Annotated in this window: 13 protein-coding genes; 11 read left to right on the plus strand and 2 right to left on the minus strand. The window is 71.8% G+C overall.

The window, feature by feature from the left end:
- Nucleotides 1–157: 157 nt before the first annotated feature.
- The 11 genes from ahcY (at nt 158) to hpf (ending at nt 12459) form a co-directional block, all read left to right on the plus strand.
- Nucleotides 158–1603, plus strand: a complete 1446-nt coding sequence (gene ahcY, locus ACWEOZ_RS34750; RefSeq protein WP_451914911.1) for an adenosylhomocysteinase — start codon at nt 158–160, stop codon at nt 1601–1603.
- A gap of 247 nt (nt 1604–1850) precedes the next feature.
- The gene (locus ACWEOZ_RS34755) at nt 1851–2699 is read left to right on the plus strand and encodes a helix-turn-helix domain-containing protein (protein WP_451914912.1); all 849 of its coding nucleotides are present in this window, start codon (nt 1851–1853) and stop codon (nt 2697–2699) included.
- Between the two features lie 43 nt (nt 2700–2742).
- Complete coding sequence (locus ACWEOZ_RS34760; RefSeq protein WP_451914913.1) at nt 2743–2943, plus strand: DUF397 domain-containing protein; 201 nt, start codon at nt 2743–2745, stop codon at nt 2941–2943.
- Nucleotides 2944–3086: 143 nt separating this feature from the next.
- Nucleotides 3087–3944, plus strand: a complete 858-nt coding sequence (gene efeU, locus ACWEOZ_RS34765) for an iron uptake transporter permease EfeU (protein ID WP_451914914.1) — start codon at nt 3087–3089, stop codon at nt 3942–3944.
- An 11-nt stretch (nt 3945–3955) separates the two neighbouring features.
- Nucleotides 3956–5098 (plus strand): iron uptake system protein EfeO, encoded by a 1143-nt coding sequence (gene efeO, locus ACWEOZ_RS34770; protein ID WP_451914915.1) that lies wholly within the window; start codon nt 3956–3958, stop codon nt 5096–5098.
- Nucleotides 5099–5110: 12 nt separating this feature from the next.
- Nucleotides 5111–6382 carry an iron uptake transporter deferrochelatase/peroxidase subunit gene (efeB, locus tag ACWEOZ_RS34775; protein WP_451914916.1) on the plus strand — a complete coding sequence of 424 codons (1272 nt, stop codon included), beginning with the start codon at nt 5111–5113 and terminating at the stop codon, nt 6380–6382.
- A gap of 103 nt (nt 6383–6485) precedes the next feature.
- Nucleotides 6486–7175 carry an MtrAB system response regulator MtrA gene (gene mtrA / locus ACWEOZ_RS34780; RefSeq protein WP_023358973.1) on the plus strand — a complete coding sequence of 230 codons (690 nt, stop codon included), beginning with the start codon at nt 6486–6488 and terminating at the stop codon, nt 7173–7175.
- 54 nt (nt 7176–7229) lie between these two features.
- Nucleotides 7230–8927 (plus strand): MtrAB system histidine kinase MtrB, encoded by a 1698-nt coding sequence (gene mtrB / locus ACWEOZ_RS34785; RefSeq protein WP_451914917.1) that lies wholly within the window; start codon nt 7230–7232, stop codon nt 8925–8927.
- Nucleotides 8924–10738, plus strand: a complete 1815-nt coding sequence (locus tag ACWEOZ_RS34790; RefSeq protein WP_451914918.1) for an LpqB family beta-propeller domain-containing protein — start codon at nt 8924–8926, stop codon at nt 10736–10738. The genes mtrB and ACWEOZ_RS34790 overlap by 4 nt, the downstream gene beginning before the upstream one ends.
- Before the next feature lie 10 nt (nt 10739–10748).
- Nucleotides 10749–11588 carry a ComF family protein gene (locus ACWEOZ_RS34795; RefSeq protein ID WP_451914919.1) on the plus strand — a complete coding sequence of 280 codons (840 nt, stop codon included), beginning with the start codon at nt 10749–10751 and terminating at the stop codon, nt 11586–11588.
- A 250-nt stretch (nt 11589–11838) separates the two neighbouring features.
- Nucleotides 11839–12459, plus strand: a complete 621-nt coding sequence (gene hpf / locus ACWEOZ_RS34800) for a ribosome hibernation-promoting factor, HPF/YfiA family (protein ID WP_451914920.1) — start codon at nt 11839–11841, stop codon at nt 12457–12459.
- A gap of 43 nt (nt 12460–12502) precedes the next feature.
- Here the strand turns inward: hpf and ACWEOZ_RS34805 are convergent, their stop codons facing one another.
- Together ACWEOZ_RS34805 and ACWEOZ_RS34810 are read right to left on the minus strand one after the other, a co-directional pair.
- Nucleotides 12503–13636, minus strand: coding sequence for a GNAT family N-acetyltransferase (locus tag ACWEOZ_RS34805; RefSeq protein ID WP_451914921.1), 1134 nt, complete (start codon nt 13634–13636; stop codon nt 12503–12505).
- Nucleotides 13633–14757, minus strand: a complete 1125-nt coding sequence (locus tag ACWEOZ_RS34810) for a GNAT family N-acetyltransferase (RefSeq protein WP_451914922.1) — start codon at nt 14755–14757, stop codon at nt 13633–13635. The genes ACWEOZ_RS34805 and ACWEOZ_RS34810 overlap by 4 nt, the downstream gene beginning before the upstream one ends.
- Nucleotides 14758–14794 lie beyond the last annotated feature (37 nt).

The raw sequence follows: 14794 nt of genomic DNA on the forward strand, positions 1-14794 counted from the left end.
CGGCCGGGTGACGGGGCGCGACGCCACGCCCGCGGGGCCGGGGTGCCGGTCGGGGCCCGGTGTTGCGGTTGTCGACTCTGTGCGCGTACCGGAAAAGAACTGGCCGTCGGCGTAAAGTTGACGGCTGCCTTGACCCCCCGTCTCTGGAGGAGCCCGGATGATCGTCGCCGAGGGCGACTTCAAGGTCGCGGATCTCTCGCTCGCCGCGTTCGGTCGCAAGGAGATCGAGCTGGCCGAGCACGAGATGCCCGGCCTGATGTCGCTGCGCGAGGAGTACGGCCCGAGTCAGCCGCTGCGCGGTGCGCGGGTGACCGGTTCGCTGCACATGACGATCCAGACCGCGGTCCTCATCGAGACGCTGACCGCGCTGGGCGCCCGGGTCCGCTGGGCCTCCTGCAACATCTTCTCCACCCAGGACCACGCCGCCGCCGCGATCGTCGTCGGCCCGGACGGCACCCCCGAGGCCCCGGCCGGCGTGCCCGTCTACGCCTGGAAGGGCGAGACGCTGGAGGAGTACTGGTGGTGCACCGAGCAGGTGCTGCGCTGGCCCGGCGGCGAGGGCCCCAACATGATCCTCGACGACGGCGGTGACGCCACCCTGCTGGTGCACAAGGGCGCCGAGTTCGAGAAACTCGGCTCGGTCCCGGCCGCGGACACCGCCGACTCGGAGGAGTACGCGGTGATCCTCGGCGTGCTCGCCCGGTCGCTGCGCGAGGACGACCGGCGCTGGACCCGGATCGCCGCCGGCATCAAGGGCGTCACCGAGGAGACCACCACCGGCGTGCACCGCCTGTACGAGATGCAGCAGCAGGGCACGCTGCTGTTCCCGGCGATCAACGTCAACGACTCGGTCACCAAGAGCAAGTTCGACAACAAGTACGGCTGCCGGCACTCGCTGATCGACGGCATCAACCGGGCCACCGACGTGCTGATCGGCGGCAAGGTGGCGGTGGTCTTCGGCTACGGCGACGTCGGCAAGGGCTGCGCCGAGTCGCTGCGCGGCCAGGGCGCCCGGGTCATCGTCACCGAGGTCGACCCGATCTGCGCGCTGCAGGCCGCCATGGACGGCTACCAGGTCGCCACCGTGGACGACGTGGTCGAGACGGCCGACATCTTCATCACCGCGACCGGCTGCTTCAACGTGATCACCAGCGAGCACATGGCCCGGATGAAGCACCAGGCCATCGTCGGCAACATCGGGCACTTCGACAACGAGATCGACATGGCCGGCCTGGCCCGGCGCCCGAACGTGCAGCGGATCAATGTCAAGCCGCAGGTCGACGAGTGGAGGTTCGCCGACGGGCACTCGGTGATCGTGCTCTCCGAGGGCCGCCTGCTGAACCTGGGCAACGCGACCGGGCACCCGTCGTTCGTGATGAGCAACAGCTTCTCGAACCAGACGATCGCCCAGATCGAGCTGTTCACCAAGACCGAGGAATACCCGGTCGGCGTCTACGTGCTGCCCAAGCACCTGGACGAGAAGGTCGCCCGGCTGCACCTGGGCGCGCTCGGGGTCAAGCTCACCGAGCTGACCAAGGAGCAGGCGTCGTATCTGGGGGTTGCGGTCGAGGGCCCGTACAAGCCCGACCACTACCGCTACTGAGGGGTCGGGCCGCGGCGTGGAAAAGCGAACCGGCGGTTGCCGCCACCGGTCCGCTTCCCTGTCTGCCGGCCACCCCCGCAGGCGGCCCGCAGGTGGCCGCAGCAACCCGCGGCCTGGTGCGCTGCCTCCCGCCCGGCGACCCGCACCAAAGTCTGCCTTCCACTCCCATTACCACACGGTTCGGGCTCACCTGCAAGTGCAGAAAGTGTCGTGCAAGTTGCAGTAAGTCACCGGTACGGTGGGTCCCGTGGCGAGGCCGACATCGATGGCCGCACGCCGGGAGCTCGGCGGCGAGCTGCGCCGGCTGCGCGGCGAGCGCCGGGGTGCCGAGGTGGCGGCCCGGCTCGGCTGGTCCGAGTCCAAACTGAGCCGGATCGAGACGGCCCGGACCGGGATCAGCGAGGCGGACCTCGACCGGCTGCTCCGGCTCTACGCGGGTACGCCGGGTGAGCAGTCCCGCCTGCGGGACCTGGCCCGGCGCGGACGGGCCCGGGTCTGGTGGGCGCCCTACCGCTCGTCGGTCGCCGAGCCCTACGACGAGTACGTGGCGTTCGAGGCCGAGGCCGCCGTCATCTGCGAGTGGGAGGCGCAGGTGGTGCCGGGCCTGCTGCAGACCGACGAGTACGCGCACGCGGTCATCGAGGTGGGTGCCGACCTGCACGACCCGGAGACCGTGCAGCAGCGGACCGCCCTGCGCATGGCCCGGCAGAGCGTGCTCACCCGCGACCCGCCACCGCGGCTCTGCGTGGTCCTCGACGAGTCGGCCCTGCGCCGTGAGGTCGGCGGCCGTGACGTGCTGCGCCGACAGTTGCAGCGCCTCCACGACGCCAGCCAGCGGCCCGGCGTCGAGCTGCACGTGCTCCCGTTCGCCGCGGGAGCGCACGCCGCGCTGGGTGAGACGTTCGTCATCTTCGAATTCGGCGACTCCGAACGGGCGCCGGTCGTGCACAGCGAGGACCTGGTCGGCGGTCAGTTGCGCACGAAACACTCGCACGTGCGGGTCTACCGGGAGGCTTTCGCCGATCTCCGGCGGCGGGCCCTGACCGTGGACGAGACTCGGGATCTGATCGCTCGTACGGGGGATGGCCTGCGGTAGCCGATGGGCGTTACCCGAGGCGAGTATCCATCCGCGGAAGGGCATGACATTGCAGAACCAAGGCTTGACCTGGCGAAAGAGCACCCGTAGCGCCGCCGCCGGGCACTGTGTGGAGATCGCCACGGCCGCCGCCGCGGTGTTCGTCCGGGACTCCAAGGACGTCGCCGGCCCGGTCCTGGAGTTCGGGACCCGGCCCTGGGCCGACTTCCTCGGCGCCGTCCGCGCGGGCCGTTTCGACCGCTGATCTCCCGAGCAGGGCGGTTCTCCCCGGAGGAGGGCCGCCCTGACGTGTGACCGGCTCGATAGCGGCTCAGCTTGACGGATGTGGTTCGCCCGTGACTAAGGTATGCCGAGCCTTACTTAGGGATGCCTTAGCGACGGAGTGCCATGCTCGCCACCTACCTCATCGGCCTGCGTGAGGGGTTGGAAGCCACCCTGGTGGTCAGCATCCTCATCGCGTTCCTGGTGAAGTCCGACCGCAAGGACCGCCTCGTGCAGGTCTGGTCCGGCGTCGGGCTCGCCGTGGCACTGTCCGTCTTCTTCGGCTGGCTGCTCAGCTACACCTCGACCACCCTGCTGCAGAAGTACGAGCACCGCGAGCTGTTCGAGGCGATCACCTCGGTCCTGGCCGTGGTCTTCGTGACCTGGATGATCTTCTGGATGCGCAAGGCCGCCCGCTCGATCGCCGGTGAGCTGCGCGGCAAGCTCCAGGACGCGCTGGAGGTCGGCTCGATCGCGGTGGCCGTGATGGCCTTCCTCGCCGTCGTCCGCGAAGGCCTCGAGACCTCGCTGATCTTCTACTCCGCCGTGCAGGGCGCCGCCGACAACAGCCGCCCGCTCTACGCGCTGCTGATCGGCATCGCGTCCGCGGTGATCATCGGCTACCTGATGTACGCGACCGCGGTGCGGATCAATCTCTCGGTCTTCTTCTCCTGGACAGGCGGCCTGCTCATCCTGGTCGCCGCCGGCATCCTCAAGTACGGCGTGCACGACTTCCAGGAGGCCAACGCCCTGCCCGGCCTCAACAACCTGGCGTACGACATCAGCGGTGTCCTCGACCCCTCGGCCTGGTACACCGCCCTGCTGACCGGCATGTTCAACATCACCCCGACCGCGTCGGTGCTCGAGACGATCGCCTGGGCCGCGTACGGCATCCCCGTGCTCGTGCTCTTCCTCCGGCCGGCGCGCAAGAAGGCGCCGGTCGTCACCCCGGAACCCACCCCGGCGCCCGCGCCGCAGCAGTAGGAGCCCCGTCCATGCGTACCACCCGAATCCTCGCGCTCGCCGCGGTCGGCGTCCTCGGCAGCGCTCTGGCCGCGTGCGGCGGAGACAAGGCCGACGACACCGCCGCCGGTGCCACGGGCGGGCCGATCACCGTCAAGGCCTCCGACACGGCCTGCGAGGTCGCCCGGACCCAGGCCGACGCCGGCACCAGCGTCTTCACCATCACCAACGGCGGCAACAAGGTCACCGAGTTCTACGTGTACGCCCCCGGTGACCGGGTCATGGGCGAGGTGGAGAACATCGCTCCCGGGCTGACCCGCGAGCTGCACGTGGAGCTGCCGGCCGGCTCGTACGAGACCGCCTGCAAGCCCGGCATGAGCGGCAAGGGCATCCGGACCGCGCTGACCGTCTCCGGCTCCTCGGCCCCGCTGACCGACGACGCCAAGCTCGCCGACGCCACCGCCAGCTACTCGCGCTACGTCAAGAGCCAGACCGCCGCGCTGCTGCCCAAGACCGAGGAGTTCGTGGCCGCGGTCAAGGCCGGCGAGGTCGACAAGGCCAAGGCGCTGTTCCCGGTGACCCGGACGTACTGGGAGCGCATCGAGCCGGTGGCGGAGATCTTCGGCGACCTCGACCCCAAGATCGACGGTCGCGAGGAGGTCATCGAGGAGGGCATGGAGTTCACCGGCTTCCACCGCCTCGAGAAGGACCTGTGGGCGGCCAAGCCCGACGTCTCCAAGGACGGCCCGATCGCCGACCAGCTGCTGGTCGACGTCAAGGAGATCGTGGCCAAGGCCAACGCCGAGAAGCTCTCCCCGCTGCAGCTGGCCAACGGCGCCAAGGGCCTGCTGGACGAGGTGGCCACCGGCAAGATCACCGGCGAGGAGGACCGCTACTCGCACACCGACCTGTGGGACTTCAACGCCAACGTCGAGGGGTCCAAGGCCGCCATCGCGTCGCTGCGCCCGGTCCTCTCCGAGCGTGACCCCGCACTGGTCAAGACGCTCGACACGGAGTTCGCCAACGTGGACACCGCGCTGGCCGAGCACCGCGACGGCGACGGCTGGAAGCTGCACAACACCCTCAGCAAGGCCGACCTGAAGGGCCTCTCCGACGCGATCAACGCGCTCGCCGAGCCGATCAGCAAGGTTGCCGCGGTCGTCTCGAAGAAGTAGGGAGACCCTTCGATGTCGGACAGCATCGTTTCGCGCCGGCGGGCCATCGCGCTCGCCGGCGTCGGCGTGGCCGGGGTGGCCGGCGCCGCCGCCGTCGGCGGGGCCTTGGTCAAGGGCGCGTCCGCCGACGAGTCGCACCCGGCCGAGGGTGCGGTCGCCTTCACCGGCGAGCACCAGGCCGGCATCGTCACCCCCGCCCAGGACCGGCTGCACTTCGTCGCGTTCGACGTCATCACCAAGGACCGCGACCGCCTCGTCAGCATGCTCAAGGACTGGACCGAAGCCGCGGCCCGGATGACCGCCGGGCGCGACGCCGGCGAGATCGGCGCGGTCGGCGGCATCCCCGAGGCGCCGCCGGACGACACCGGCGAGGCGCTCGGGCTGCCGCCCTCGGCCCTGACCATCACGGTCGGCTTCGGCCCCACGCTGTTCCGCGACGCCACCGGCAAGGACCGCTTCGGCATCGCCGCGAAGCGGCCCGAGGCGCTGGCCGACCTGCCGCACTTCGCGGGCGACCGGCTGGACGACAGCATCTCCGGCGGCGACCTGTGCGTGCAGGCGTGCGCCAACGACCCGCAGGTGGCCGTGCACGCGATCCGCAACCTGGCCCGGATCGGCATGGGCGTGGTCAGCGTGCGCTGGTCGCAGCTGGGCTTCGGGCGTACGTCGTCGACGTCCACGACGCAGGCGACCCCGCGCAACCTGTTCGGTTTCAAGGACGGCACCGCCAACCTCAAGCTCGAGGAGACGGAGCTGCTGCGCGACCACCTGTGGGTGCAGCCGGGCGACGGGCCCGACTGGATGACCGGCGGGTCGTACCTGGTGAGCCGCAAGATCCGGATGATCGTCGAGACCTGGGACCGCTCCTCGCTGGCCGAGCAGGAGATGATCGTCGGCCGGCGCAAGGGCTCCGGGGCGCCGCTGGGCAAGACCGGCGAGTTCGAGGAGCCCGATCTCCACGCCCGCGGCGCCGACGGCGAGCCGGTGCTGCCCGTGAACTCGCACGTCCGGCTGGCCCACCCGAGCACGAACGGCGGCGCCCGGCTGCTGCGCCGCGGCTACAACTTCGTGGACGGCTCGGACGGGCTGGGGCGGCTCGACGCGGGGCTGTTCTTCATCGCGTACCAGCGTGATCCGCGCAAGCAGTTCGTGCCGATCCAGCGCAACCTGTCGCGGTCGGACGAGATGAACGAGTACCTCAAGCCGGTCTCCCAGGCGCTGTTCGCCTGCCCGCCGGGCGTGACCGGGCCGGCGGACTTCTGGGGCCGGGCGCTCTTCTCATAGCCTGGATTTTCGGGCGCCGGCGGGCCATGATCAGCAGCACCGCCGGCGCATGATCGCCGGGCGGTCACACGGGCCTGAAGGGGACAGTGCAATATTGGATCGCATGAGAGCCCGGGTACTCGTCGTCGATGACGACCCAGCGCTGGCCGAGATGCTCGGCATCGTCCTGCGCAGCGAAGGTTTCCTGCCCTCCTTCGTCGCCGACGGCGAGCGCGCACTGGCGGCGTTCCGGGAGAGCCGGCCCGACATCGTCCTGCTCGACCTGATGCTGCCCGGCATGAGCGGGATCGACGTGGCGCGGGCGATCCGCACCGAGTCCGGCATCCCGATCGTCATGCTGACCGCCAAGAGCGACACGGTCGACGTGGTGCTCGGCCTCGAGTCCGGCGCCGACGACTACGTGGTCAAGCCGTTCAAGCCCAAGGAGCTGGTCGCACGGATGCGCGCCCGGCTGCGCCGGGGCGAGGACGCCGCGCCCGAGATGCTCACCATCGGGCCGCCCGGCAATCAGATCACCATCGACGTGCCCGCGCACACCGTCTCCCGCGACGGCGAGGAGGTGAAGCTGACGCCGCTCGAGTTCGACCTGCTGGTCGCCCTGGCCCGCAAGCCACGCCAGGTCTTCACCCGTGAGGTGCTGCTCGAGCAGGTGTGGGGTTACCGGCACGCGGCCGACACCCGGCTGGTCAACGTGCACGTCCAGCGGCTGCGCGCAAAGATCGAGCCGGACCCGGAGCGCCCGGAGATCATCCTTACGGTGCGCGGTGTCGGATACAAGGCGGGCACGGGTTAAGAGCTCCCAGGGGCTAACCTTGCCCCCGAGATGCATGCTCCCGCCTGGCTACCGATGCCCATCCGCCGCACCCTGAGGGTGGTGCGGCGGCAATGGCGCATCGGCGTGCGCCACGGCCTCCGGCTGTCCGCACCCGCCCGCCGCGCCTGGCGCCGTTCGCTGCACCTGCGCGTGGTGACCCTGACCCTGGTGACCTCCAGCCTGCTGGTCGGCGGCTTCGGCTGGTTCATCGCCGACCGCAGCACCCAGATCCTGCTGGACCGCGCCGAGGACGAGGTCCAGGCGCAGATGCAGGGCAAGGTGGAGTACGCCTATCAGCAGCTCTCCGTCCACCGGCAGGTGCGCGACCAGGAGCTGCCGGCGACCATCACCGCCACGGTCGACCGGCTCGCCGACGGCGACTCCACCGAGAGCGGCGGCGCCATCGTGTCCCTGCGGGCCGACACCATCCCCGAGATCAAGCCGGACTCCTCGACCGCGGTCGAGACCGAGCCGCTGATCACCCGCGACATGGTGCGCCTGGTGGCCGAGTCCGAACAGGTGGCCCAGCAGATCCGCACCCTCGAGGTGGCCGGGACCCGGACCAAATACCTGGTGTACGGCTCCCCGGTGCCGACCAGCTTCGGTCACGTCGAGCTCTACTATCTCGTGCCGCTGACCACCGAGGACCGGGCGGCCAACCAGATCCGCACCACGGTGCTGGTCACCGGGCTGGCCCTGGTCATCCTGCTGGGCATCGTGGCCTGGCTGGTCACCCGGATGGTCGTCACGCCGGTGCGGGTCGCCGCCCGCACCGCCCAGCGGCTCTCGGCCGGCCTGCTCGATCAGCGCATGAAGGTCGACGGCGAGGACGACCTGGCCCTGCTGGCCGCCTCCTTCAACCAGATGGCGGCCAACCTGCAGCGTCAGATCGTCCGGCTGGAGGAGATGTCCCGGCTGCAGCGCCGTTTCACCTCCGACGTGTCGCACGAGCTGCGCACCCCGCTGACCACCGTCCGGATGGCGGCCGACCTGATCTTCTCCGAGCGCGAGGACTTCGACCCGGCGGTGGCCCGCAGCGCCGAGCTGCTGCAGGCGGAGCTGGACCGCTTCGAGAGCCTGCTCACCGACCTGCTGGAGATCAGCCGGTTCGACGCGGGCTTCGCCGCCCTCGACGCCGAGCACACCGACCTGGTGCCGATCGTCGAGCGGGTCGCGGAGCGCCTGGCCGGCCTGGCCGAGCGGGTCGGCGTGACCATCGAGCTGCGGCTGCCGGAGACCCCGGTCATCGCCGAGGTCGACCCGCGTCGCATCGAACGGGTGCTGCGCAACCTGGTCGGCAACGCCGTCGAGCACGGCGAGGGCCGGCCGGTCGAGGTCACGCTGGCCACCGACGAGGCGGCCGTGGCGGTCACCGTGCGCGACCACGGCGTCGGGCTCAAACCGGGGGAGGAGCGCCTGGTGTTCAACAGGTTCTGGCGGGCCGACCCGTCCCGGGCCCGGCAGACCGGTGGCACCGGTCTGGGTCTGTCCATCTCCGTCGAGGACGCGCGGCTGCACGGCGGCTGGCTGGAGGCCTGGGGCGAGCCCGGCGGCGGCGCGCAGTTCCGGCTCACCGTGCCGGTGCGCTCCGGCGATCGCCTGGTCGCCGCGCCGCTGCCGCTGATCCCACGCGACCGCGCGGTGGACGCGGTGCCGCTCGCCGTCGCGGCGGCGTCCGGCGGCGAGACCGCCGGCGAGATCACCGGCGAGGCCGCCGAGGTGGTCCGGTGACCCGGCGGCTGCGCACGCTTCTCGCTGCCCCGCTGGTGGCCGCGCTGCTGGCCGGGGGCTGCGGCATCCCGGACGGCACCGACGTCCAGCGGGTCGGGCCGGGACCGTCGACCGGGGTCTCGACCGGCGGGGACGTCACCCCCACCCGGCACGACCGTCTCGCCAGCTCGGATCTCGACCTCTTCATGCGTTACTACCTGGAAGCGGCGGCCGGCGACCCGAACACAGCGATGGAACGCGTCAAGCAGTTCCTCTCGTCCCCGGCGGCCTCGACGTTCAAGCCGGCCGCCGAGGTCAGGGTCATTCATCTCGTCGACACCCCGCTGGTCAACCCGGGCAGCGTCGATGTGCGGCTGCGCGCCCAGACGGTCGGCGTGCTCGACCACAACGGCATTCTCGATCCGGCCGCGGACGGCTCCGCCCAGGAATACCGGTTCACCGTGTCGAGCACGGCCGGGCAGAGCGGGCTGTTCGTCACCAAGGCGCCCGACGTGCTGCTGATCTCCGACGACGCCCTGGACGTGTTCTACGAACGGCGCAAGCTCTACTTCTGGAACCGCGAGAACACCGGCCTGGTCCCCGACGAGCGGTACCTGCCCCGGGACCTGCCGTCGGAGCAGCAGCCCAACGAGATCATCAAATGGCTGATCGCCGGTCCGTCACCCTGGCTCCTGGGCGCCGTGCAGCCGCTGCGCGAGGACACCACCCTGGACGGCAACGTGCCGGCCCCCAGCGGCGGAAAGCTGCAGATCAACCTCAGCGGTCAGGCGGTGCAGCCGCCCGACGACCAGGCCGCGCTGGAACGGCTCCGGCGCCAGCTCATGTGGTCGCTGCGGTCGGGCCAGTGGCGCACTCTCGGGCTCCGGATCGGCAGCCAGAACACCGTCGAGTACACCGGCACCGACTACTTCACGAGCAACGCGGCCTACGCGCTCGAGGCCACGCCGGAGCGGTTCCTGGTCTACAACGGCCAGGTCCGCCGGATGTCAGGCTCGCCGAACGCCTCGGATCCGGTCCCGCTGCTGCGCCCGGAGGACAACCGTCTCGTCCGGGCCGCCGCGCTGGCCGGGGCCGGCCCCCGCCGCTTCGCCGCGCTGGTGGTCAACACGGCCGGCCGCGAGGAGCTGCGGGTGGGCGCCGGGGCCGCCGGCGCGCAGGCCACCCTGGCCAAGGTCAAACTGCCGACGGGCGTGACCGGCCAGCCGGTCTGGGCGATCACGTCGACCGAGCCCGACGTGCCGGCCATCGGCCTGCTGACGGTGGCCGGCCGGCTCTACAGCTTCAGCTCGGACGGCGCCCCGCTGACCAAGGTCGACGGCGCCGGCGACGGCATCTCGACGGTGGCGGTCGCGCCCGACGGCCGGCGGGTCGCGCTGGTGTCGCGGGGCCGGCTCTTCGTCGCGGCGCTGTCCACCAGCGGGGCCGGCGTGCGGATGCTGTCGGCCGAGCAGGTCCTCACGGCGCCGTTGAAGCAGGTCAGCGCCGTTGACTGGAGCAGCGAGACGTGGCTGACGGTGGCCGGCGCCCGGGTCGACAAGAACCGGATGGCCATCTTCGAGATGACCCTCGACGGCTCCTTCGTCTCCGAGCGGCTCGCCGACATCGGGACGGAGAGCGTCAGCTACCTGACGGCGTACCCGGTGAGCCCGGTCAGCGGGACGGACAGCTCCGACACGATCGCGTACGTGGCCAACGGGGACGCCTTCGACGTGCTGTCCGACCCGGTCCGGATCGTGGTGGCGGACCTGGCTGTCCCGGTGCCGAACCCGCCGTCCGGGGTCAAGCCCACCGCGCCGACCTTCCTGCGCTGAGCGGAGCGGCATGCCGACGGCGCGGTGGTCCCGGCTGGGCGCGGACCTGGCCGACCTGGTCCTGCCCAGCTCCTGTGCCGGCTGCGGCGCCGAGCGGGTGCCGCTGCGCTTCGGGGTGTGCGCCGGCTGCGTGGCGTCCCTGGAGGCCCTGACGCCGTTCCCGACCGCTCCGGTGCCACCACCACCCGGGATGCCGTTCTGCACGGCTGTCGGGCCGTACGCGGGGCCGGTGCGGGGTGTGCTGCTGGCGTACAAGGAGAAGGGCCGGCACCGGCTCGCCCGGCCGCTGGGGTCGCTGCTCGCCGTGGCGGTCGCCGAGGCCGCCCGGCGGGGCGGCGGCGGGCCGCGGACCCCGGTGCGCCTGATCCCTGTCCCGTCGACCGCGGCCGCCGCGCGGGAACGCCACGGTGACCACATGGCGCGACTCGCCGCACACACCGTGCGGCGGCTGCGCGCGGCCGGCTGGGATGCTGACGTCGTCCAGCCGCTGCGGGCACTTCCGCGGGCGGACTCAGCGTCACTGGACGTAGCCGGTCGCGCTGCGGCGGCTGAGAATTCGCTGCGAATCAAGGGTGCCCGGATCCGGATTCCGCGACGCGGGCCGACGATGAGGGGCACGCTGATAGTGGTCGACGACATCGTCACGACCGGGGCCACGCTGGCCGCGGTGGCGGGTCGTCTGCGGGAGGCGGACATGCAGGTCACCGGGGCCGCGGTCGTGGCGGCCACCAGTCTGCGCGCCCGCCGGTCGCCGCACCGGGTCCGGGCGCCCACCGGGCCCCCGCCAGGGCCGAAAGTCACCGGGTCCGTTCCCCGAACGAGGGGTGACGGGCGGGCGTCGGCAGGTTAGCGTCTTGGTGACGAGGGTAAGCGGCCACGTCTTACCCGCCACCGGAGCCAAGCCGGCAGCCCGCCTCCTCAGGAGGGGCCCGGCCCGCCGCACCGGAAAGGAGCGTCCTCGTAAGCCGATTCGGTGATTTGCGTGGGTTCGCTCCGTGATCCCGGGCCACACCGAAGCCGGCACACCGCGTCGCAGTACGGCGCCCCCGGCACCCCGTCGCAGGGCGCCCGCAGGATCGTAACGTTGGGGGAGGTCACGAGTGGACATTGTCGTCAAGGGCCGCAACGTAGAGGTTCCCGACCACTACCGGGAACATGTCGCAGACAAGCTGTCGAAGGTCGAACGCTACGACCAGAAGCTGATCAGGGTCGACGTGGAGCTCTTCCACGAACGCAATCCCCGGCAGTCGGACAACTGCCAGCGCGTCGAGATCACCGTGGTGACCAGGGGGCCGGTGATCCGTGCCGAAGCGTGTGCCAAGGACTTCTATGCCGCGCTGGACTGCTCTTTCAACAAGCTCGACGGGCGCCTGCGCCGCGCCGCGGACCGTCGCCGCGTGCACCGGGGACGGCACGCGCCGGTATCCGTCGCCGAAGCCACCGCCAAGCTGCCGACCGATCTGCCCAGCCTGACGCCGCAGCCCGAGGAGTCGCCGGTCGCGACCGACCTCATGGAGCACGACGACAACCAACCCTGGCGCATCGTGCGGGAGAAGGAACACCCCGCCGATCCGATGACCGTCGACGACGCTCTCTTCCAGATGGAGCTCGTCGGGCACGACTTCTATCTGTTCCATGACAAGGAGAGCGGCCGGCCCAGCGTCGTGTACCGGCGCCGAGGGTACGACTACGGCATTCTCAGCCTGGAAGCAACGGCCTGAGCTGAGGAGAAGCCCTCCGGCTGGCGTGCGGCGATCCCGCGCGTCAGCCGTCGAGGCGCACCACGTCCGCCAGCAGATCCTCCGCCAGCAGGGCGTACTGCACGTCGTCGCTGCGCCGGCCGGCGCCGCCCGGCAGCCGTGAGCGCAGGTACGCCTCCCGTTTGAAGCCCGCCTTCTCCAGCACCCGCTGCGAGGCCAGATTGGCCGGCAGGGCTCCCGCGATCAGCCGGGCGACACCCGTCTCGGCGAAGGCCCACAACGACACCAGCTGCGTCGCCCGGGTCGCGAAACCGCGCCCCCGCCAGCCGCGCAGCATGCTGTACCCGATCATCGCCTGCCCGGTGCGCGGTTCCTGGTAGTACAACCCGATCTCGCCCGCGTTCCGGCCGGTGGCGGCGTCCGTGATGACCATGTCCGCCCGTTCGCCGGCGAGCCAGTGCGCGGCGGCCCACGCGCAGCGCCGGGTCACGTCCTCAGCCGTGGGCGCGAGCGGTGGCACGGCGGTGGCCACGACCTCCGGCAGGTGGTGCAGCTCGGCGTAGAAATCGGCGTCGTCGCTGGTCAGCGGGCGTACCGTCACCACGCCGTCGGTCAGCTCGCCGCCCGGCAGGTCGGGCAGCAGCCGCTCGGTCGGTCCCGGCTCGTCGCCGGCCAGCCGGGCGTAGGCCAGGAGATCGTCGCGGCCGCCGTCGCGGTTGGGCAGCACCCCGCGGCGTACGCCCTCCGGCCGGAAGCCGGCCGCCAGTGCGACCCGCTGGCTGGGCGCGTTCTCCCGGTGGGTGAGCAGCTCGATCCGGGCCATGCCGGTGTGGAACGTGTGCTCGGTCAGCGTGCGTACGGCCGCCACCGCGACGCCGCGGCCGCGCGCCCACGGGCCGACCCAGTAGCCCACCTCGCACTGACCGCGGTGCGGCACCACCTTGTCCAGGCCGATCCCGCCGAGCAGCCGGTCGGTGAGCGGGTCGGCGATCGCCCACAGCCCGCCGCCGTCGGCGAACATGCCCGGCGCCACGTCGCGGACGTACTCGCGCGCCTGGGCGTGGGTGAACGGCACCGGCAGCGGCGGCATGAAGCGCTGCAGCACCGGATCGGCGTAACCGGCCACGAGGTCGTCGACGTCGCGGGGCGCGAGGCCGCGCAGCCGTACGCCGGGCCCCGACAGAGTCGCAACGATCATGGCAAGTCACCTTCCACCAGCGAGCCCACCCAGCAGTCCCGCCGTCCGCCGCCGGTCCGCAGGGCCTGCCGCAACAGACCTTCGACCGTGAAGCCTGCCTTCTCCGCCACCCGCCGTGAGGCATCATTGCCCACCTCGGCGCGCCACTCGATCCGGCTCAGCCCCAGCTCGGCGAAGCCCCAGCGGCAGATCTCCCGCACCGCGGCGCCCGCGTAGCCGCGCCCGCGCGAGCGCGGCCCGACCGCGAAACCGACCTCACCCACCGCCGGGTCACCGGGCCGGATCCGCAGATCCACCGAGCCCGCGTACGCGTCCGCGGCGTCGGCGATGGCGAAGACCGCCTCGACACCCCGGGCCCACCGGCGCGGGACGTTGCGGTCCACGTGCGTACGGGCGTCCTCCGCCGTGTAGGGCTGCGGCACCCCGAACCAGCGTGCGGTATCCGGGTCGGAGCGGCACTCGACGATGCCCGGGATGTCGCGGTGCTCCGGCGGGCGCAGGGTGATCACCCCGGCGGGCAGCGTCGGATGGGCCCCGGCGAACGTGCGGGCTGTGCGGCGTACCGGATCAGGGACATCGGTGCCCGCGGCCGTGAGGTCGCCGGGAAGCAGGGCCCCCAGCCAGGTGTCCGGGCGCTCGGGCCCGGCGCCGGGCTGCTCACCGATCATCGTGAAGCCGAGCCGCAGCGCCGTCAGGCGGGAGGGGTGGTTGCCGACCGCGGCCCGCCAGTCGATCCGGGTCAGGCCCAGCCCGGCGCCGAAGGCCCATTCCACCAGGGCCCGGGCGGCCCGCTCGGCGACCCGGCGGCCGCGCGCCCAGGGCGCCGTCCAGTAGCCGAGCGCGGCCGTGCCGGCGCCGCGGTCGATCGCGTTGAGCGCCACGCTGCCGGCCAGCTCGTCGCCGGCGAACACGCCGAGGTGCAGGGCGGTCCCTTCGGCCAGCCGGCGGGGGGCGAACTCGCCGACGAAGGCAGCAGCGTCCGCGATCCGGTACGGCGATGGCAGGCCGGTGAGCCGGCGCTGCAGTTCCGGATCCTGACACGCCCGGTGGACCGCCTCCGCGTCCCGGGCGTGCCAGGGGCGCAGGAGCAAGTCACCGGTGCGGATCGAGACCGTTTCCACGCCGACATCGTGCCCCGACACGCCCTGGCCCGGCAAA

The sequence above is a fragment of the Actinoplanes sp. NPDC004185 genome (assembly GCF_053603475.1).